Source organism: Streptomyces sp. NPDC005899, assembly GCF_040629645.1.
GTDB lineage: Bacteria > Actinomycetota > Actinomycetes > Streptomycetales > Streptomycetaceae > Streptomyces.
In genome coordinates this window covers 1-18887 of the sequence record NZ_JBEXWB010000090.1, presented here as the reverse complement: position 1 = coordinate 18887, position 18887 = coordinate 1, and the positions used below count along the sequence as shown (strand labels likewise).

The window sequence follows — 18887 nt, the reverse complement described above, 5'->3', positions numbered from 1 at the left end:
CCCCCACGCCGTGCCCGCCAGGACGAGCACGGCGCCCGCCACCCCGAGGGCACCGAGCCGCTCGCCCCCGAGGGAGAGGCCCACCGCGGCGGCCCAGAGGGGTTCCGTACCCAGAAGCAGGCTGACCCGGGACGGCGAGGTGCGGCGCACCGACCACATCTGGACGAAGAACGCGAACAGGGTGCAGAAGACGGAGAGGAAGACGAGCCCGGCCCACTGTGCGGCACCGAAGTCCGCCGCGGCGGTCCAGGGCGCCTGCCCGGTCCCGGGGACGGCGGCCAGCACGGCGAAGACGGCGACCGCGGTGCCGAGCTGGACCGTGGTCAGGGACAGCGAGTCGGCGTCCCGGACCGCCTTGATACGGGCCATCATCAGCACGTGGACCGTGCGGGCCACGGCGGCGAGGAGCATCAGCAGATCGCCCGCCGAGGGACTGGTGAAACCGCCTCCCTGGGTCAGCAGCACGACACCGGTGACGGAGAGCCCGGCGGCGGCGAGGAAGGGGCCGGACGGCCGGACCCGTGTCACCGCGGCCTCCGCGAGCGGCGTGAAGATCATCGTGAGGCTGATGATGAGCCCGGCGTTGGTGGCCGAGGTGTGCACGACGCCGTACGTCTCCAGCAGGAAGATGCCGCCGAGCACCAGCCCGAGCAGGGACGCGCCCCTCCACTGCGCCGCGCCGAGGGCGCGCAGTCTGCGCCGTCCCACGACGACGAGAACGGGCAGGACGAGCGCGAAGCGGAGCACGAGGACGGCGATCACGGTGTGCGCGGTGGTGATGCCCTTGGCCGCGAGGTAACTGGCACCCCAGACGACGGCGACGAGCAGCACGGGCACGTCGGCGGTCCACGCGCGTCGGGGCGGGGCGAGCACGGGCACGGTGGCGGCGGACATCCGGGACTCCTGGTTCTCCACGGGACGATGTGGAGACCTCGCCGGCTCACACGGGAGGGATCACCGTACCGAACGGACGGAACCACGGGGAAGCCTGTCCGCGGGACGTCCGCCGCCCGGCCCCGGCGCCGTCCCGGGTCGCGAGATGCCCCGGGAGGCACCTGGGCACCCCGCGTTCCCTGCCGCACGGGCGTTCGTGGTGAGGCGGCCTTCGTTCCCGGGGCACGGCGCCTTGGCGGCCCTGCCGGGCCGTGCGGTGGACGGGGGCACCCGTGGCGCGGCGACGTGGCGTGCCGTCCCGGGATCGGCGGCCCCGGTCGTCGTCCGGGCCGCACCGGCCCGTCGCCGTCCGCGGTCCTCCCGCGCCCCGGGGCCGCGGATGATGGCCCGGCCACCATGCCCTCCTCGCCGCCGGCACGGCTGCCGGCACCCCATTCCGGTCGCGTGTCCCCCCGGGGTGGTCCGGCAACCGCCGCCTCCGCGAGGTGTGTGCCCGTCGCACCTGCCGTCCCGGCGCCCCGGTGACCAGAGTTGAGGGCACAACGGCGCAACGGGCAATCGGGGGGAATCCGTGAACGTAAAAGTCGTCTCCAGACACCGGACGCGGGTCAGCGGCTACGACGTGGCCGGCCCGGGGAACGAGTGGTGCGCGGCGCTCTTCTCCTCGCTGCGCCGCAGTGACCAGCGGCAGCGGGCCGGACACTACCTGGGCGGGCTGCTGGCGGTGGACGGGCGCAAGTCGATCCGCAACATCGCCACGCTCGTCGGTGGTGCGGCGGCGGAGCAGAGCCTCCACCACTTCATCAGTGACTCCACCTGGGACTGGTCGCCCGTGCGGGCCGCGCTCACCGACCACGTCTCCCGTGTGCTGGCCCCCAGTGCCTGGGTCGTCAGGCCGCTGTTCATCCCCAAGGCGGGCGAGCACTCGGTGGGCGTGGAACGGCAGTCCGCCGTCGATCGCGGCCCCGCGCTCAACGGCCAGCTGGCCTTCGGGGCGTGGGCCGCGACGGGGACGACCAGCGTCCCCGTCCAGTGGCGGCTGCACCTTCCCGAGTCATGGCTCGCGGACGCGCGCAGGCGCCGCCGGGCGGAGATCCCCGACAGCGCGGACGCGCAGAGCCCCGGCGAGTGCGCCACCGCGACGGCGCTGAGCCTGCTGGACCGGTGGGGGTCGCCGGCGACACCCTTCCTGCTGGACACCGCCGTGGCGGACCTCGCGGGAGTGGTCCAGCCGTTCGCGCGGGCCGGGGTCCCCCTGCTGACCAGGGTCGGCGCGAGCACCCGGCTGATCGTGGCGGACCGGGCGATGCCCGGATACCGCGCGGGCCCGGTCGCGGCCCGCCGCGTCATGGACTCCGTACGGGGGCTGCGCCGGCCGGTGCGGGCCCCGGGCGATCCGACGCGGCTCACGGCCGCGATCCGCGTACGCCTCCCCCGGCCGGGGCCGGGACCCGAACTGCTGCTCATCGGCGAGTGGCACGAGCGCGCGGACGTACCGACGGCCTTGTGGCTCGCCGCTCCGGCGGCCGCGCAGGTGGGCGAGTTGACGCGGTTGACCCGTCTCGCCGGGCGCGTGGCGCGGGACGAGGAGGGGATCGCCGAGCAGGTGGGCGTCCGCGACTTCGAGGGGCGCTCGTTCCGGGGGTGGCACCGCCACATGACCCTCGCCTCCGTCGCCCACGCGGTCTCGGTACTGCCGGCCGCGGCGGACGTCCGGGACCGCCACGCGGGGCGGCTGTGGCCTGACGCTACGGGGCCGGTCTCTCCGTGTTCCGCGCCGCCCCCGTGTCCGCCTTCCGCTGCCGCAGGGTCCGCCGGGTGCGGTGCAGCCGGAGGGCGAGCTGGATGTCGAGGGCCCGCTCGGGGTTCTGCCAGTCGGGTCCCAGGAGTTCGGTGACGCGCTCCAGCCGCCGGGAGACGGTGTTGGGGTGCACGTGCAGGTCCGAGGCCGCGCGCGTCGGGCTCGACGACGAGGCGAAGTAGGCGTCGAGCGTGCCGGTCAGCTCGGTGAAGCGCTGGGTGTCGTAGTCGAGCAGCGGGCCGATCACGGACTCGATGTAGTCGTCGACCCCGTGTGTCTCGGAGAGCAGGACACCGAGGAACCCCATCTGCTTCGGGGTGGCCGTGCAACCGATGTTGCCCAGTTCGGTGAGCGCCTGGAGGCAGCTGACGGCCTCACGGTGGGCCTGGGCCACCCGGTCGGGTCCCGAGACCGGGCCCGCCGCCCCGATGGTGACGGGGTGCCCCACGAGCGGTGAGAGCTCGGCGGACACGGCGGCGGCCGCGGCCAGCGGGTCCTCGCCGGGCACCAGGAGTGTCAGGCAGCCGTCGTGGGACTTCGCGAGCCCGGACACGCGGTGGGCGTAGGACGACGCCCACGCGGCGGCCCTGGCCTCCGGGCCTCCCTCGGGCCGGGCGACCACGACCACGTTCGGCTGGTCGATGGCGATGCCGACCCGGTGTGCCCGGGGGATCAGCCGGCGGGGCTGCGGGCGGATGTCGCTGAGGAGTTCCTCGAAGAGTTCCTCGCGGATCTGGTCGTGGGCGACGGCCGAGGTGCGTTGCAGCAGCAGGACGAGGGCGACGGCCCGTGCGGTGAGCTGGAGCAGCCGTGTCTCGAAGTCCTTCGCGTGCGGCTCCCGGGTGAACAGCAGGACGACCCCCAGGTCCTCGCCGCCGGACGTGACCGGCGCGATCCAGCCGCCGGGCATGGGCAGGGGGCTGCCCGCCGCGTGGGCGTCGTAGGTCAGGCGCAGGATGTCCGGTTCGGACAGGTCGGGGGGCGTGCCGGTGGCGACGACCACGCGGCCCAGGCAGTCGCGGACCACCAGCAGCCCGGTCAGCTCCGTGGCCGCCGCCTCCGCGAGGGTCTGCGGATCGCAGCCGCCGAGCACCATCTCGACCAGCCGCACGTAGGAGGCCTCGACCCGGCGTTGCTCGGTGAGCGTGGTCCTCACCCGGGAGGTGTCCAGCTCCAGTTCGGTCACCTCGGCGCGGGTCTGCTCCAGCAGGCGCGCCCGCTCCAGGGCGACGCCCGCGAGCTTGCCGAGGGAGCCCATGAGGCTGATCTCGTCCGGGGTGAGGTGGCGTACCTTGCGGTCGGCGCCGTAGAGGGTGCCGAAGATGGTGGTGCCGTGGCCCAGCGGCACCGCCAGGATGGCGTGCAGGCCCTCGGCCCGGACGACGGCGTCGATGTCGGGCGAGTGCGGTATGTCCGTGTCGGCGAGGTAGTCGGGGCTCCAGGCGGGCGCCGCGGTGCGCTGTACGAGGCTGCCGAGACCGGTGTCCTGCGACGTCTGCAGGCCCACGCTGCGCGAGGTGGTCTCCCCCTCCGCCGCGCGGATGGACGCGTCCCACCCGTCCCCGTCCGGGTCCAGCAGACCGATGTACGACATGTCCAGGTGCAGGAGCCGACGTGCCCGCCGCGCGATCTCGCGCAGCAGCGCGTCCACACCGTGCACCAGGGCGAGGTCGTGGGCCGTGTCCAGCAGGGCCGCGAGCCCGGCCTCCCGCTGCTGCGCGTGGCTGATCAGTGCCTGGACGCGGGCGGCGAGGCGGACGGCCTCGTCGAGTTCCGCGAGGCCCCGGGCGGGGACTTCCGCGCGCCGGGCATCGGCCAGCAGGTCCTCGAACAGGGACGCGGGTGCGCCCTGGGCCAGCAGTTTCAGGACGGACATCACGTCCGGCGATGCCGGCGCTCCCCCTCCCGACATCATTCCCCCCGAAATCCGTGTCGCTCCTGAGGGACCTTAGACTCGGCGACTCGCGGCGGCAACCGGACCTCGGCCGACGCGCTCCGCGTGACAGGCGCGCGGCCCCCGTGCGGTGGTGGCCGAGCCACCTCCCGCCCGGCCGTCTGTGTGACCGCGTCACCTGTCGCTCGCAGGTCAGGACGCGGAAGGATGGGGCCGCACCGCGGACCAGGGGAACACGCGGGGCCGGGACCACCGAGCGCGGTGTCCCGCACAGGGGGAACCAGGGGGAAACATGTCCGACGTCAGGAGTTACGTGCGTTCACTCGAACGCAGCCGGGACTCGACCCGGCCGGAACACCGTCCGGGGGTCTTCTCCATGCGGGGAAGGGAATGGGACCTGCTCGACGCGGTGTTCGCGCCCCTGCACGCGGGCACCACCGGGATCGTGCTGGACATGCTGGGGCTCTCCGCGCCCTCGCGCACACCTTGGCGGGGCTCCTTCCTGGAGATCGGCTGCGGCACCGGCGTCGTCGCCGTGACGGCCGCCCTCGCGGGCTGCGACACGGTCGTCGCCTCCGACATCAACGCCGACGCGGTGGCGAACGCCGCACTCAACGCCGCCCGGCACGGGGTCGCCGACCGGGTGCGGGCCGTGCACAGCGACCTGTTCGAGCGGCTGCCCGCCGATCAGCTCTTCGACACGATCGTCTGGAGTTCGCCGTACGTCCGCGCGCCGGAGGGATACCGCTTCGGCAGCCCGCTGGAACGCGCCTACGTCGATCCCGGGTACGAAGCACACCGCAGGTACGTGCGGGAGGCGCCCGATCGGCTGGCCGACGGCGGCCGAGCCCTGCTCCACTTCAGCAGCAGGGGCGACCTCGAGGGACTTCAGGGCATCGCCGGGGAGGCGGGCCGGTCGCTGCGGGTGCTCGGCACGCTCGCCGTCGCCGACAAGGGCGACGTGGTCGAACACCTCCTCCTGGAGATACGGCGCGAGGAGAGGGCCGCACCGGTCCGGCGACGGATCGACGCCCCGGGGCCCGCCGTGCGCCGAGCGGACCCGGGTCTGATTCAGCCCGCCTGAGCGGCGCTCAGCAGCTCCTTCCAGGCCGCGCGTTCGCGCCGGAGCGCGGCCGCCTCCAGTCCACTGGCGACGGTGTCCATGATGACGCCCGCCCGGCCCAGGTCGTCGAGCGCGCGGCAGGCCGAACCGTACTCGCCCGACAGGGTGTCACCCCGCAGCCCGTCGACGCTGTCCAGCGTCTCCAACGCCGACTGCGGCAAGGCGTGCACGGTCATCCAGGCGACGAACTGCTCGAGCCGGCCGAGCGCGGCCCGGGGGCACGCGGGCGCGTTCTCCGAGGACCAGAGCAGGCGTTGCGGCAGTGCGCCGCCGGCCACCAGGGGGCGCCACCGGGGGGAGCCGAGGCTCTCCTCGTAGCGGCGGTACATGAGCCTGGCCACGGTGAGCCCCGCCCGGCCGCGCAGCGCGCCGGCGGCGGGGTCGGCGCGAGCGTCCAGCAGGGCGTCGACGCCGGCGTTCAGGTGGCCGATGTCCAGGGACACCAGGGAGGCGGCCGGAGGCGTGGCCGAGCCGTCGCGCGAGGCGCGTTCCAGGCCGCGGAAGTGGGCTTCCACGGCCTGGGCGTAACGCCGCACGGAGAACACCGAGGAGATGTGCACGCCGATCCGGGAGGCGAGCAGCTCGGTCGCGGCGGCCAGCCCCCGGCCCGCGACGGGGATCCGGATCAGCACGTTGGGACGGCCGACCATGTCCACCAGCCGCCGCGAGCGGTCGACCATGGCCGCCGCGTCCGTGACCAGTCCGGGCGCGATGCCGAGGGAGACCCAGCCGTGCATGCCCTTCGTCGCCCGGTACACCGGGTCGAGCACGGCGCATGCCTCACGGGCGTCCTCGGCCATGAGGGCGTAGGCGCGCTCGTCGGCCGAAAGGCCTCGGCCCGCCTGCCGGTCCAGCTGCTCCCGGTAGGCGGTGGTGGCCGACACGGCCCGCGCGACGGCGGCGGGCCGGGACGCCACCCCGAGGGCCAGCCCCCCGGCGACCAGCCTGTTCAGACTGCCGTCCACCAGCCGGCCGCGGTGATAGTCGTCCAGCCAGAGGCCGACTCCCTCCGCCGCGAGCTGGCCCCGGACGTCGTCGCGGCCCGGCTCCGGCGATGAGTTCAATTGCTGCCTCCGCTCCAGCGCTCACAACACGGCGTGCTGAGGACTCGCAATTCTAGAGCCCGATGTCACGCGCCCGTCCACCGAACGGCAACCGCGGAGTTACCGTTCGATCGAATTCCGGACACCTGACGAAGTATGACGATCGGCTTGCGCGACGGCCTTCTTCATGTCCCCGGTCCGCCGGGCGGGCACCTGACAGAATATTCCCCGCGTGTTGCGGGCCGCGACGACCGCGTGTGAGGCTCCCGCCGAACCGCTCGTGCGAAATTCAGCTTCCCTGGAGGGGACTTGACTGCGAATCTCGATGGACGGTCGCCGATCGTCCGCCGCGACGGCGACGGAATTGCCCGCCTCTGGGGCAACGGGTCGGTGGTCACGACGAAGCTCTCCGCCCAGGAGTCCGGTGGCGCGCTGGGCATCACGTATTTCAGTGCGGTGCAGGGAGAACGCGCACCGCGCCACACGCACACGGTCGAGGACGAGATCTTCATCATCGAGGGCGGGGAAATCGTTCTCACCGTCGGCGAGCGGACCGAAACCGTCAACGGCGCGGGGGTCCTCTTCCTTCCGCGCGGTATACCGCACTCCTATCTGGTGGAGAGCGAGACCGCGCGTTTCTACGTCATCACCACTCCCGGGGGATTCGAGAGGTTCTTCTCGGAGACCGGCTATCCGGTCACGCCGGGACTTTCCGCTCCGGTCGGTAAGGCGTGGAACGTCGACCGCACCACGGAATTCGCCGAGAATCTCGGGCTCGGACTCATCTGGGGCGACTGAGCGCACCGCACCGACCCGGACCGCCGTAACACCCCAGGAACCAGCACCGACACAGAAAGAGAACGCGAGTCCCATGAGAAGACGAAGCGTCCTGGCCGGCATGGCCGCCGCGATGGCCACCACTCCCCTGGAGGCCGGGTCCGCCGCCGCGGCCACCCCCGACCTCGCCGACGGTGCCTCCGCCGCGGCCGGCCCCGACGCGGTCACCGTCCTGCCGGACGACCCGCGCTACGCCGACCTGGTCGTCGGCAACAACTCCCGCTGGGTCGCCCGACCCGACTCCGTGCGTCTGGTGCGTTCCACCGAGCAGGTGGTGCGCGCCGTCCAGGAGGCCGTGAACGCCAAGAAGCGCATCTCGGTGCGCAGCGGCGGCCACTGCTACGCGGACTTCGTCTTCAACCCCGACGTCCGGGTCGTCATCGACACCTCGCTGCTGAACACGGTCGCCTACGACGAGAAGCGCGGGGCCTTCGAGGTGGGCGCGGGGGCGACGCTGCTCCACGTGTACGACTCGCTGTTCAAGGGCTGGGGCGTCACCATTCCCGGGGGCATGTGCTACTCGGTGGGAGCGGGTGGCCACATCAGCGGCGGTGGCTACGGGATGCTCTCGCGGCGGCACGGCCTGACCGTCGACCACCTGTACGCGGTCGAGGTCGTCGTCGTCGACGCGAAGGGCAAGGCCCGCAGTGTGGTGGCCACCAGCAGGGCCGACGACCCCAACCGTGACCTGTGGTGGGCGCACACCGGTGGTGGCGGCGGGAACTTCGGCGTCATCACCCGGTACTGGTTCCGCAGCCCCGGGGCGACGGGCAGCGACCCCTCGGCGCTGCTCCCGCGGCCCCCGAAGGAGGTGCTCGTCAGCGCGGTCGCCCTTCCCTGGAGCGAGCTGGACAAGGACTCGTACACCTCTCTCGTGCGGAAGTTCGGCGCCTGGCACGAGAAGAACGCCGCCGCCGACTCCCCCGAGGCGTCGTTGTGCAGCTTCCTGATGATGAACCACAGGGCGAACGGCAGCATCGGGCTGCTCACCCAGATCGACGCGACCGTGCCCGGGGCGGAGAAGGTGCTCCACGACTTCCTCGCGGAGGTCACCTCCTCCCTGCCGGACTCGGCCGTCCGCCCGATGTCCGAGCCCGTCGGCGAACTGGGCGCGCTTCCGGACCTGTTCACGCCGAAGCGCCTGTCGTGGCTGCACTCGGTCAAGCTGCTGGGCACGAGCAACCCGACTCTGACCGATCCGACGCTGCGCGGTCACCACAAGTCCGCCTACCTGCGAAGGAACGTCACCGAGGCGCAGGCCTCGTCGATGTACCGGCACCTGACGCGCACCGACCACGAGAACGCCGCCTCCATGGTGGTGCTGCTCTCGTACGGTGGGAAGATAAACGCCGTGGGCTCCGGTGACACGGCGGCGGCACAGCGGGATTCGGTCTTCAAGGGCCTGTTCCAGAGTTTCTGGTCCGACGCCTCCGGTGACGCCGCGAACATCGGCTGGACCCGGGACGTGTACGGCGAGGTCTTCGCCGCGACCGGGGGGTACCCCGTCCCGGGGGCGGCCACGGACGGCTGTTACATCAACTACCCGGACGCCGACATAGCCGACACGGCGGTCAACACCACCGGCGTGCCCTGGCACACCCTCTACTACAAGGACAACTACCCGCGACTCCAGCGGATCAAGGCGGCCTACGACGCGCGGAACACCTTCCGGCACTCGCAGTCCATCACCCTTCCCGACCACACGTGAGGCCGGCTGTGCAGCAGCATGACGTCGCCGCGACGGAGCGGAACACCCCGGGCACGGGGCTCCCCCCGGTGCCCGGCGACCGGAGGAGAGGAGCGGCGTTCGCCCTGCTGGCGGCCGTCCAGTTCGTGCTCATCCTCGCCATGAGCGTCCTCAACGTCGTACTCCCCGACATCCAGGCCGAGTTCGGCCTGAGCCGGGCGGAACTCGTCCTCCTGGGCGCCTCCTACGGCATGTCCTTCAGCGGACTGCTCCTGCTGGGCGGCCGGTTGTCCGACCGGTGGGGCAGCCGGCCGGTGTTCCTTCTCGGCACCCTCGTCTTCGCCGTCAGTTCGGTGCTGGCGGGGGTCTCCCCCGGGCTGTGGACGCTGCTGATGGCGCGCTTCGCACAGGGGGCGGGTGCCGCGCTGGCCGTACCCGCCGCGATGGCGCTGGTGCGCGTCCTCTACCCGGAGTCCGCCCGGTTCGCCCGCGCCATGGCGGTCTGGGGCGGGCTCGCCGCCTCCGGCGGGACGGCGGGGATGCTGCTGTCCGGGGTGGTCGCCTCGTCGAACTCCTGGCGGTGGGCGTTCGTCGTACCGGCCGCCGTGGCGGTGCTGACCCTCGTCGCGTCCCCCCGGCTGATCCCGGCGGGTGCGGCCGCCCGGGGCGGCCGGTTGGACGCGCTGGGGGCCGTCCTGGTCACCGCCGGGATCACCCTGCTCGGTTACGGGCTGGTGGAGGCTCCGGAGCGCGGATGGACCTCCTCGACGGCGCTGGGTTCGCTGGTCGGCGGCGCCGTCCTGCTGCTGGCCTTCGCCGTCACCGAGGCCCGCGTGCCGCTGCCGCTCCTCCCGCGGTCCTTCCTCGCCTCCCCCCGCCGGGTGGTGGCCCTGCTGGCGGTGTTCCTCGGCTCCGCCGGGATCACCACGATCTTCTTCCTGCTGGCCCTCTACTTCCAGGAGGTGCGGGGTTACACGCCGCTGGAGACCTCCGCGGCCTTCCTGCCCTTCGGGCTGGCCCTGGTCGTCAGCGGCATGACCGTCGGCCGGCTGATCCAGCGGTTCGGCCCGCGCGCCGTGCTGGTCGCCGGGCTGGTCCTCGCCGGGCTGGGGCTGGCGGCACTCGGCAGGATCGGCACGGACACGCCGTACGCCGGCCCCGTCCTCGCCGGCCTGGTGATCTTCCCGGTGGGTGCCGCACTGGTCTTCGCCGGCTCGACCGTCTCCGCGACCACGGACGTGCCCGAGGAGCAGGCCGGCCTGGCCGGCGCGGTGGTCAACACCGCCCTGGAGGCGGGGCCGGCCATCGGCCTGGCCGTGCTGGTGACGCTGGCGACGGGCCACGCGGCGGGCCTCCAGCACACCGGCACGGGCGCGGCGGCGGCCCAGACCTCCGGTTACGCCTTCGCCTTCACCCTGGCGGCCCTCGCCTTCGGCGCCGCGGCCGTCTGCGCACTCTTCCTCACGCGTCCCCGGCCCGGGGCCGACAGCGGCTGACCGGCCGCCGTCCGCCGGGGGCGGTCCCCCTCCCCGGTGTTCCGTCCGCAACGACACACGTACCAAGGAGCATGTCATGAGCGCCCGATTCAAGGACAAGGTCGTCATCGTCACCGGAGCCGGCTCCGGCATCGGCCGGGCCAGCGCCAGGGCCTTCGCGCGGGAGGGCGCCACGGTGGTGGCCGCCGGCGTCCGTCCCGAGTCCATCGAGGAGACCGTGCGGCTGGTGGACCAGGACGGCGGCACCGCCGACGCCGTCGTCGCCGACGTCACCCGTCCCGAGGACCTCGCACGTCTGGTGCGCACCACGGTGGAGCGCCACGGCGGCCTGCACGTGGCGCACAACAACGCGGGCATCTTCGGGAAGCCCGCGCCGGTCGCCGACCTCGACCTGGCCGTGTGGCACTCCGTGCTGGACACCAACCTGAACGGCGTGCTGCACAGCATGCGGCAGGAGATCGCGCACATGCGCGCGCACGGTGGCGGCGTCATCGTCAACACCGCCTCCAACATCGGCTACCACGGCCGCCGCCCCGGCATGGCCGCCTACGCCGCGTCCAAGGCTGCCGTGAGCACCCTCACGCGGGTCGCCGCCCTGGACCACATCAAGGACAACGTGCGCATCAACGCCGTCAGCCCGGGCGCCACGGACACCACCATGTCGTTCCGGCCCGGTGAGAACGACGCCGACCGCGCGGCCCGGCTGGCCACGACGGTCCCCATCGCCCGCGTCGCGTCCACCGAGGAGATCGTCAGCGCGGTGCTGTGGCTGGCGTCCGAGGAGTCGAGCTTCGTCGTCGGCCACGACCTCGTCGTCGACGGCGGCGTCACCACCTGATCCCAGCACCCCACCGCGCGGATCCGCCGCGTGACGTCCCGGGCTCGTCGCTCCCCGCGCAACGGTCCCGGGACGTTCGCATTTCCCGGCGCATTTCACCCGCTCCGCCGGATCGATGACGGCCGCTGGCGGGAGGAATTAGCGGAGCGCTTTCGGAACATGACGAAGTCATGATTCCGCGCTTCCCGGGCGCGTGACGCACGGGGAGAATCGGTGGAAGCAACTCACGAGTTCAGCCCAGGAATCCTTTTTCATCCCCACGAGAGGAAACGAGTTGAACAGCGAGCTCGCCCACATCGAATCGCTTCCCGCACTGCAGCAGCCCGAGTGGCGGGACCTTCCGGAGACGGAACGCGCCAGACGCGCACTGAGCGCGTCGCCGCCGCTCGTCGCGGCGTCCGACGTGGCCCAGTTGCACGACCACCTCAGGGCGGTCGCCGAAGGGCACGCCCAGATCGTGCAGGCCGGCGACTGCGCGGAGGACTGGAGCGAGACCGGCCCCGTGGACGTCGCCCGCAAGGCGGCGGTGCTCGACCTCCTGGCCGGCGTGATGCGGGTGAGTACGGGGCGGCCCGTGGTGCGGGTGGGCCGCCTCGCGGGCCAGTACGCCAAGCCCCGCTCCCGGCCCACCGAGATCGTCCAGAGCGTCGAACTCCCCGTCTACCGGGGTCACATGGTGAACGACCCGAACCCCGACCCGGAGCTCCGGCGGCCCGACCCGACACGCCTGCTGACCGGCTACCGGGCCGCCCGTGACGTGATGGAGCACCTCGGCTGGTCCGGCGGCACCCCGCGCGCCCAGGCCCCGGTGTGGACCAGTCACGAGGCCCTCCTGCTGGACTACGAACTCCCCCTGGTGCGCCGGCAGGACGACGGCGGCCTGCTGCTCACCTCGACGCACTGGCCGTGGATCGGCGAGCGCACCCGCCAGGTCGACGGGGCCCACGTGGCGCTCCTCGCGGCCGTGCGCAACCCGGTGGCCAGCAAGGTCGGGCCCACCATGGCACCGGAGGAACTGCTGCGCCTGTGCGAGCGGCTGGACCCCGACCGGGTGCCCGGGCGGCTGACCCTCATCGCGCGCATGGGAGCCGGGCGGGCACCCGGACAGCTCCCGCCCCTGGTCGCCGCCGTCCGCGATGCCGGGCACCCGGTGATCTGGCTGACCGACCCGATGCACGGGAACACCGAGTGCGGGCCCGACGGTCTCAAGACCCGTTTCGTCGAGAGCGTCGTACGCGAGGTCGGCGAATTCCAGGAGGCCGTGGTCCAGGCGGGCGGAATTCCCGGCGGGCTGCATCTGGAAACAACTCCGGACCACGTGACGGAATGCGTCACCGATCCGACGTTCCTGCATTCGGTGGGAGACAAGTACACGAGCCTGTGCGATCCGCGGCTCAATCCTCGCCAGGCGGTCGAGGTGGCCTCGGCGTGGCGTCGCTGAAGGAATGGAGAAAATCATGCGGGAAAGTGTCGCGCTGGTTTCCGGAGCAGCCGGAGGCATAGGTGCCGCGGTCGTCCGCGCGCTGGGCGAGCGCGGGATGACGGTGGCCGCCGTGGACCGGGACGGCGACCGGCTGGCCGAGGTGGTCGACGGGCTGACGGCCGAGGGGCTGCGCGTACGGGCGTTCCGCTCGGACGTCAGCACGAGCGCCGCGGCCGGGCGGCTGGTCGCGGACGTCGAGGACACACTGGGCCCGATCGAGCACCTGGTCAACGGGGCGGGCGTACTGCACCTGGGCAAGGTCCGGGACCTCACCGACGAGGACTGGGACGCGACCTTCGCGGTCAACGCCACCGGTGTCTTCTTCATGTCCCGGGCGGTGGCCGACCGGATGGTCACCCGTCGCTCCGGGGCCATCGTCACCATCGCCTCCAACGCGGCCGGCACGGCGCGCACGGACATGGCCGCGTACGCGGCGTCCAAGGCGGCGGCCAGCATGTTCACCAAGTGCCTGGGCCTGGAGGTCGCCCAGTACGGCATCCGCTGCAACGTGGTCGCCCCCGGCTCCACCGAGACGCCGATGCTCACCTCCATGTGGAAGGACGACAGCGGCCGCGCGGCGACCCTCTCGGGCTCGCCCGACGCCTACCGCGTCGGCATACCGCTCGGCAAACTGGCCCGCCCGTCGGACGTGGCCGACGCGGTGGCGTTCCTCCTCTCGGACCAGGCCGGGCACATCACGATGCACCACCTCACCGTCGACGGCGGCGCGACCCTCGGCGTCTGACGCCCCGAGTGACAGGAAGAACACCATGGCAGACATTCCACCCATCGATTCCTATCCGATGCCCGGAGCCGGCGACCTGCCGCTCAACACGGCGTCCTGGCAGGCCGACCCGGACCGCGCGGTGCTGCTCGTCCACGACATGCAGCGGTACTTCCTCCGGCGGTTCCCCGAGGGCGAGTCGCCCGGAGCCGGCCTGGTGCGGAACGCGACCCTGCTGCGCGAGCAGGCGGTCGCCTCCGGCATGCCCGTCGCGTACACGGCGCAGCCGGGTGGCATGACCGAGGAGCAGCGCGGGCTGCTCAAGGACTTCTGGGGACCGGGCATGCGGGTCGACCCCGCCGACCGGGAAGTCGTGGAACCGCTCGCGCCCGCCCCCGGCGACTGGCTCCTGACCAAGTGGCGCTACAGCGCGTTCTTCCGGTCCGACCTGCTGGAGCGGATGCGTGCCCTCGGCCGCGACCAGTTGATCCTGTGCGGTGTGTACGCGCACATCGGCGTGCTCACCACCGCGGTGGAGGCCTTCACCAACGACATCGAGACCTTCCTGGTGGCGGACGCCGTCGCCGACTTCAGCGAGGCCTACCACCGGATGGCCCTCGACTACGCCGCCGAGCGCTGTGCCGTGGTGGCGACGACGGAGACCGTGATCAAGGAGCTCCGCCGATGAGCGAGGCGAGCCCCCGGCCGGGCGGCGACCTGCTCGATCGCGTCCTGGAACTGCGGCCGTCGGCCTTCGCGCTGCTGCACCGGCCCGAGGCGACCGGCCCTGACACCCTGGAGGTGCTGACCGGCACGGCGTCCACCGCGGACACCCTGGCGGACATTCCGCTGAGCGCCGAGCCCGGCGCCGGAGCCGCGGCGCGCCACGAGGTCCTCGCGGTGATCCCGTACCGCCAGCTCGCCGAGCGGGGTTACGCCTGTGCCGACGACGGCGAACCGCTGATCACGATCACCGTGGAGGAGCAGTCGGCCGTCACGATGAGCGAGGCGCTGCGGAAGCTGCCCGGCGGCGCGGTCGTGCTCGACGGCGGTGCCTTCGACCTGGACGACGCCGAGTACGCCGGAATCGTCGGCAAGGTGATCGCGGAGGAGATCGGGACGGGCGAAGGGGCGAACTTCGTCATCAAGCGGTCGTTCGTCACCGACATCACCGACTACTCGGTGCACAGCGCCCTGGCGTTCTTCCGGCGGCTGCTGGAGCGGGAGCAGGGCGCCTACTGGACGTTCCTCGTGCACACGGGCGACCGCACCTTCGTCGGCGCCTCGCCCGAGCGGCACGTGAGCCTGCGGGCGGGCCGGGCCGTGATGAACCCGATCAGCGGTACCTACCGCTATCCGGCCTCCGGCCCCACCCTGCCGGGGGTGATGGACTTCCTCGCCGACCGCAAGGAGGCCGACGAGCTGTTCATGGTCGTCGACGAGGAACTCAAGATGATGGCGCGGATCTGCGACCCGGCGCCGCAGGCCGTGGGGCCCTACCTGAAGGAGATGGCGCGGCTCGCGCACACCGAGTACTTCATCGAGGGCGCCACCGACCACGACCCCCGCACCGTCCTGCGGGAGACGATGTTCGCCCCGACGGTGACGGGCAGCCCGCTGGAGAGCGCCTGCCGGGTGATCAAGCGGTACGAGCCCCGCGGCCGCGGCTACTACAGCGGCGTCGCCGCCCTCATCGGGCGGGACGAGCGGGGACACCGGGCGCTCGACTCCTCGATCCTCATCCGCACCGCCGACATCGACCGCTCCGGGCGCCTCAGCATCGGCGTCGGTGCCACCCTCGTACGGCATTCCGACCCGGCCTCGGAGGCCGACGAGACCCGGGCCAAGGCGGCCGGGCTCCTCGCCGCGCTGGGCGCCGACGGCTCGGCGCGCTACGCCGAGGACCCGCGTGTGCGCCGGGTCCTGGAGCGGCGCAACAACTCGATAGCCGGCTTCTGGCTCGGCGACCAAGCCGGCCGGAACGGCGTACGCCCCGAACTGGCGGGCCGCAGCGTCCTGGTGGTCGACGCCGAGGACACCTTCACCTCCATGATCGGCCACCAGCTGCGGGCCATGGGGCTGAGGCCGACGGTCCGCACGTACGACCAGCCCTACTCCTTCGACGACCACGACCTGGTGGTCATGGGCCCCGGCCCGGGCGACCCGCGCGCCGCCCACCACCCCAAGATCGCGCACCTGCGGGCCGCGGTGCGCACGCTCCTGGACGAGCGGCGGCCGTTCCTCTCCGTGTGCCTGAGCCACCAGGTGCTCTGCACGCTGCTCGGCCTGGAACTGGTGCGCCGGCCGGTGCCGAACCAGGGCGTCCAGCGGGAGATCGACCTGTTCGGGAACCGCGAACGGGTCGGGTTCTACAACACGTTCGCCGCCCGGCTGACGGAGCCCGCCTTCGAGGTCGCCGGTGTGGGGGCCGTGCGGGCGAGTCTGGACGAGGAGACCGGGGAGGTCCACGCGCTGCGCGGGCCGGGTTTCGCCTCGATGCAGTTCCACGCCGAGTCCGTACTCACCCAGGACGGCGTCCGCATCGTGGGCGACGCGCTCGTGGGGGTGATGGCCTCGTGCGTGCGGTGATCGCGTGGTGGGACCTCGACGGCTCCGAGCAGACCATCGCCTCGCTCCGGGACTTCCTGCGCGACGAGGCGGTCGACCGCTTCGCCCAGGTGCGGGGGTTGCGCCTGAAGGTGTGGATCTCCGACGAGCGCACGAACCGCTGGGGCGCCGTGTTCCTGTGGGAGTCCGCGGAGGCGGCCGCCGTGCCCGTTCCGCCCAGGGCCGCCGAACTCATCGGCCGGCCGCCCACCCAGCGACACGTCTTCGACGTCGAGGCCACCGTCGAAGGGGCGTACGACAGCGCGCAGTTGTCCCGTCTCGGGCTGGTCTTCGCCCCCTGAGCCGCGCCGGTGACCACGTCGTGACGCCGGCGAGCGGGGCCCGGACGCCTCGCGTGCCGGCTCCACTCCCCACTCCATCCCTGCTTTCCCCACAGCGCAAAGGATCACGATGAAGGTACTCATTGCCGGGGGCGGCATCGGCGGCCTCGCCGCGGCGCTCGGCATCGCGCACCAGGGCCACCGGGTCGTCCTGCTGGAACGGAGGGACACCTTCGCCGAGCTCGGCGCGGGCATCCAGCTGGGCCCGAACGCCTTCCACGCCCTGGACCAGCTCGGCGTCGGCGCCCAGGTGCGCCGGCAGGCCGTCCACATCGACGAGTTGCGGCTGATGGACGGCACCACCGGTCAGCTGGTGGCGAGCATGCCGCTCACCGACGGGTACCGCGCCCGGTTCGGCAACCCGTACGCCGTCGTGCACCGCGGCGACCTCTACCAGGCGCTCCTCGACGGCTGCACCGCCGAGCCGGACATCACGCTGAACACCGACTGCTCCGTGTCCCGGTACGAGCAGGACGGGGACGGCGTCACCGCGGTCACCGGGACCGGAGGGCGTTTCACCGGCGACGCCCTCGTCGGCGCGGACGGGATACGGTCCGCCGTGCGCGGCCAGCTCCTCGGCGACGGTCCGCCACGCGTGTCCGGCCACACGATCTACCGGTCCGTCATCCCGATGGAGCGCGTGCCGGAGGAACTGCGCTCGAACACCGTCACGCTGTGGGCCGGTCCGAAATGGCACTTCGTCCACTACCCCATCGGCGGCGGCAGGTTCCTGAACCTCGCCGCCACCCGCGACGACGGGGCACGGGACGTCGTGACCGGCAGGCCCGCTGAGCGCGCGCACGTCCTGTCGGAGTTCCCGCAGCTCGGCGACACCGCCGGGCGGCTGCTGGAGCTGGGCACCGACTGGAGGGAGTGGGTCCTGTGCGACCGCGATCCCGTCGACCGCTGGACGGACGGCCGCGTCGCCCTCCTCGGTGACGCGGCCCACCCCATGCTGCAGTACGCGGCCCAGGGCGCCTGCATGGCCCTGGAGGACGCCGTCCTCCTCGGCCGGACGCTCGCGGGCGCGACGGGCGACGTCCCGCGGCTCCTCGAGCAGTACAACGCCGGGCGCTACGAGCGGGCCGCCAGGGTGCAGCGGGTGGCCCGTGCCATCGGCGAGGAGCTCTACCACCCGGCCGGGGACGCGGCCGCGGCCCGCAACGCGATGCTGTCGTCCTTCACGGTCGACGCCCTGTACGAGCAGGTCGAGTGGCTGCACGGCGTCCGCGTCGGAGCGGCGGAGGAGCCGGCGTGAGCAGGTTGCGCTGGCTGACCGCCGGGGAGTCGCACGGCCCCGCCCTCGTCGCCACACTGGAGGGCCTGCCCGCGGGCGTACCGATCACCACGGAGGCGGTGGCGGGCCATCTGGCCCGCCGTCGGCTGGGCCACGGCCGCGGTGCGCGGATGAAGTTCGAGCGGGACGAGGTCACCTTCCTCGGTGGCGTCCGGCACGGGCTGACACTGGGGTCGCCGGTCGCCGTGATGGTCGGCAACACGGAGTGGCCCAAGTGGGACCAGGTCATGTCGCCCGACCCCGTCGACCCGTCGGTCCTGGCGGGCCTGGCCCGCAACGCCCCGCTGACCCGCCCGCGCCCCGGCCACGCCGACCTGGCCGGCATGCAGAAGTACGGCTTCGACGAGGCGCGCCCCGTCCTGGAGCGGGCCTCCGCCCGGGAGACGGCGGCCCGGGTGGCCCTGGGCGCGGTGGCCCGGTCGTACCTGGCGGAGACCGCGGGCATCGGGATCGTCTCGCACGTCGTCGAACTGGCCTCCGTCCGGGCGCCGCACGGTGTGTACCCCACGCCGGCGGACGTCGCGGCCCTGGACGCGGACCCGGTGCGCTGCCTGGACGCCGATGCCTCCGAGGCGATGGTCGCGGAGATCGATCAGGCCCACAAGGACGGTGACACGCTCGGGGGTGTCGTGGAGGTGCTGGCGTACCACGTGCCCGTGGGCCTGGGCTCGCACGTGCACTGGGACCGCAGGCTGGACGCCCGGCTGGCGGCGGCGCTCATGGGCATCCAGGCGATCAAGGGCGTCGAGATCGGCGACGGCTTCGAGTCGGCGGGCGTGCCCGGCGCGCCCGCCCACGCCGAGATAGCCCGCACCGGCGAGG

At 72.9% G+C, this 18887-nt stretch carries 15 protein-coding genes and 1 pseudogene; 13 read left to right on the top strand and 3 right to left on the bottom strand.

Annotation, left to right across the window (positions count from 1 at the left end; genetic code table 11):
* On the bottom strand, positions 1-894 hold an 894-nt coding region (locus ABZ371_RS13595), incomplete at its 3' end, for a DMT family transporter (RefSeq protein ID WP_358677953.1).
* A 571-nt stretch (positions 895-1465) separates the two neighbouring features.
* Here ABZ371_RS13595 and ABZ371_RS13590 point away from each other — a divergent pair.
* Positions 1466-2224 (top strand): annotated as a pseudogene (locus tag ABZ371_RS13590) (transposase); the annotation flags it as partial.
* A 418-nt stretch (positions 2225-2642) separates the two neighbouring features.
* Here the strand turns inward: ABZ371_RS13590 and ABZ371_RS13585 are convergent.
* Positions 2643-4571: a helix-turn-helix domain-containing protein gene (locus ABZ371_RS13585; RefSeq protein ID WP_358677950.1), complete on the bottom strand. Its 1929-nt coding sequence runs from the start codon at positions 4569-4571 to the stop codon at positions 2643-2645.
* 310 nt (positions 4572-4881) lie between these two features.
* On the opposite strand from ABZ371_RS13585, the gene ABZ371_RS13580 reads away from it, so the two are divergent.
* Entirely contained in the window at positions 4882-5673 is a 792-nt protein-coding gene (locus ABZ371_RS13580) for a methyltransferase (RefSeq protein ID WP_358677947.1), read from the top strand.
* Here ABZ371_RS13580 and ABZ371_RS13575 read toward each other — a convergent pair.
* Entirely contained in the window at positions 5661-6776 is a 1116-nt protein-coding gene (locus ABZ371_RS13575; protein WP_358677944.1) for a transaldolase family protein, read from the bottom strand. The genes ABZ371_RS13580 and ABZ371_RS13575 overlap by 13 nt on opposite strands.
* A 288-nt stretch (positions 6777-7064) precedes the next feature.
* On the opposite strand from ABZ371_RS13575, the gene ABZ371_RS13570 reads away from it, so the two are divergent.
* The 11 genes from ABZ371_RS13570 to aroC all read left to right on the top strand — a co-directional run.
* Positions 7065-7553 (top strand): cupin domain-containing protein, encoded by a 489-nt coding sequence (locus ABZ371_RS13570; RefSeq protein ID WP_358677942.1) that lies wholly within the window; start codon positions 7065-7067, stop codon positions 7551-7553.
* A 73-nt stretch (positions 7554-7626) separates the two neighbouring features.
* Positions 7627-9300, top strand: a complete 1674-nt coding sequence (locus ABZ371_RS13565; RefSeq protein WP_358677939.1) for an FAD-binding oxidoreductase — start codon at positions 7627-7629, stop codon at positions 9298-9300.
* An 8-nt stretch (positions 9301-9308) separates the two neighbouring features.
* Positions 9309-10775, top strand: coding sequence for an MFS transporter (locus tag ABZ371_RS13560; RefSeq protein WP_358677936.1), 1467 nt, complete (start codon positions 9309-9311; stop codon positions 10773-10775).
* Positions 10776-10851: 76 nt separating this feature from the next.
* Positions 10852-11613, top strand: coding sequence for a glucose 1-dehydrogenase (locus ABZ371_RS13555; protein ID WP_358677933.1), 762 nt, complete (start codon positions 10852-10854; stop codon positions 11611-11613).
* Between the two features lie 274 nt (positions 11614-11887).
* Positions 11888-13054, top strand: a complete 1167-nt coding sequence (locus ABZ371_RS13550; RefSeq protein WP_358677930.1) for a 3-deoxy-7-phosphoheptulonate synthase — start codon at positions 11888-11890, stop codon at positions 13052-13054.
* A 16-nt stretch (positions 13055-13070) separates the two neighbouring features.
* Positions 13071-13841, top strand: coding sequence for a 2,3-dihydro-2,3-dihydroxybenzoate dehydrogenase (locus ABZ371_RS13545; protein ID WP_358677927.1), 771 nt, complete (start codon positions 13071-13073; stop codon positions 13839-13841).
* A gap of 25 nt (positions 13842-13866) precedes the next feature.
* Positions 13867-14508, top strand: a complete 642-nt coding sequence (locus ABZ371_RS13540; protein WP_358677924.1) for an isochorismatase family protein — start codon at positions 13867-13869, stop codon at positions 14506-14508.
* Positions 14505-16409: an anthranilate synthase family protein gene (locus ABZ371_RS13535; protein WP_358677922.1), complete on the top strand. Its 1905-nt coding sequence runs from the start codon at positions 14505-14507 to the stop codon at positions 16407-16409. The genes ABZ371_RS13540 and ABZ371_RS13535 overlap by 4 nt, the downstream gene beginning before the upstream one ends.
* Positions 16397-16729, top strand: coding sequence for a hypothetical protein (locus ABZ371_RS13530; protein ID WP_358677920.1), 333 nt, complete (start codon positions 16397-16399; stop codon positions 16727-16729). The genes ABZ371_RS13535 and ABZ371_RS13530 overlap by 13 nt, the downstream gene beginning before the upstream one ends.
* A 109-nt stretch (positions 16730-16838) precedes the next feature.
* Positions 16839-18026, top strand: a complete 1188-nt coding sequence (locus tag ABZ371_RS13525; protein ID WP_358677917.1) for a 3-hydroxybenzoate 6-monooxygenase — start codon at positions 16839-16841, stop codon at positions 18024-18026.
* Positions 18023-18887 (top strand): chorismate synthase (aroC, locus tag ABZ371_RS13520; protein WP_358677914.1); only part of this gene is annotated, 865 nt, incomplete at its 3' end. The genes ABZ371_RS13525 and aroC, both read left to right, overlap by 4 nt.

Bases quoted from the DNA above. Each gene is read 5' to 3' on its own strand.
- ABZ371_RS13585 (WP_358677950.1), bottom strand. From the start codon at position 4,571: ATGTCCGTCCTGAAACTGCTGGCCCAGGGCGCACCCGCGTCCCTGTTC.
- ABZ371_RS13565 (WP_358677939.1), top strand. From the start codon at position 7,627: ATGAGAAGACGAAGCGTCCTGGCCGGCATGGCCGCCGCGATGGCCACC.
- ABZ371_RS13535 (WP_358677922.1), top strand. From the start codon at position 14,505: ATGAGCGAGGCGAGCCCCCGGCCGGGCGGCGACCTGCTCGATCGCGTC.
- ABZ371_RS13540 (WP_358677924.1), top strand. From the start codon at position 13,867: ATGGCAGACATTCCACCCATCGATTCCTATCCGATGCCCGGAGCCGGC.
- ABZ371_RS13555 (WP_358677933.1), top strand. From the start codon at position 10,852: ATGAGCGCCCGATTCAAGGACAAGGTCGTCATCGTCACCGGAGCCGGC.
- ABZ371_RS13580 (WP_358677947.1), top strand. From the start codon at position 4,882: ATGTCCGACGTCAGGAGTTACGTGCGTTCACTCGAACGCAGCCGGGAC.
- ABZ371_RS13525 (WP_358677917.1), top strand. From the start codon at position 16,839: ATGAAGGTACTCATTGCCGGGGGCGGCATCGGCGGCCTCGCCGCGGCG.
- ABZ371_RS13545 (WP_358677927.1), top strand. From the start codon at position 13,071: ATGCGGGAAAGTGTCGCGCTGGTTTCCGGAGCAGCCGGAGGCATAGGT.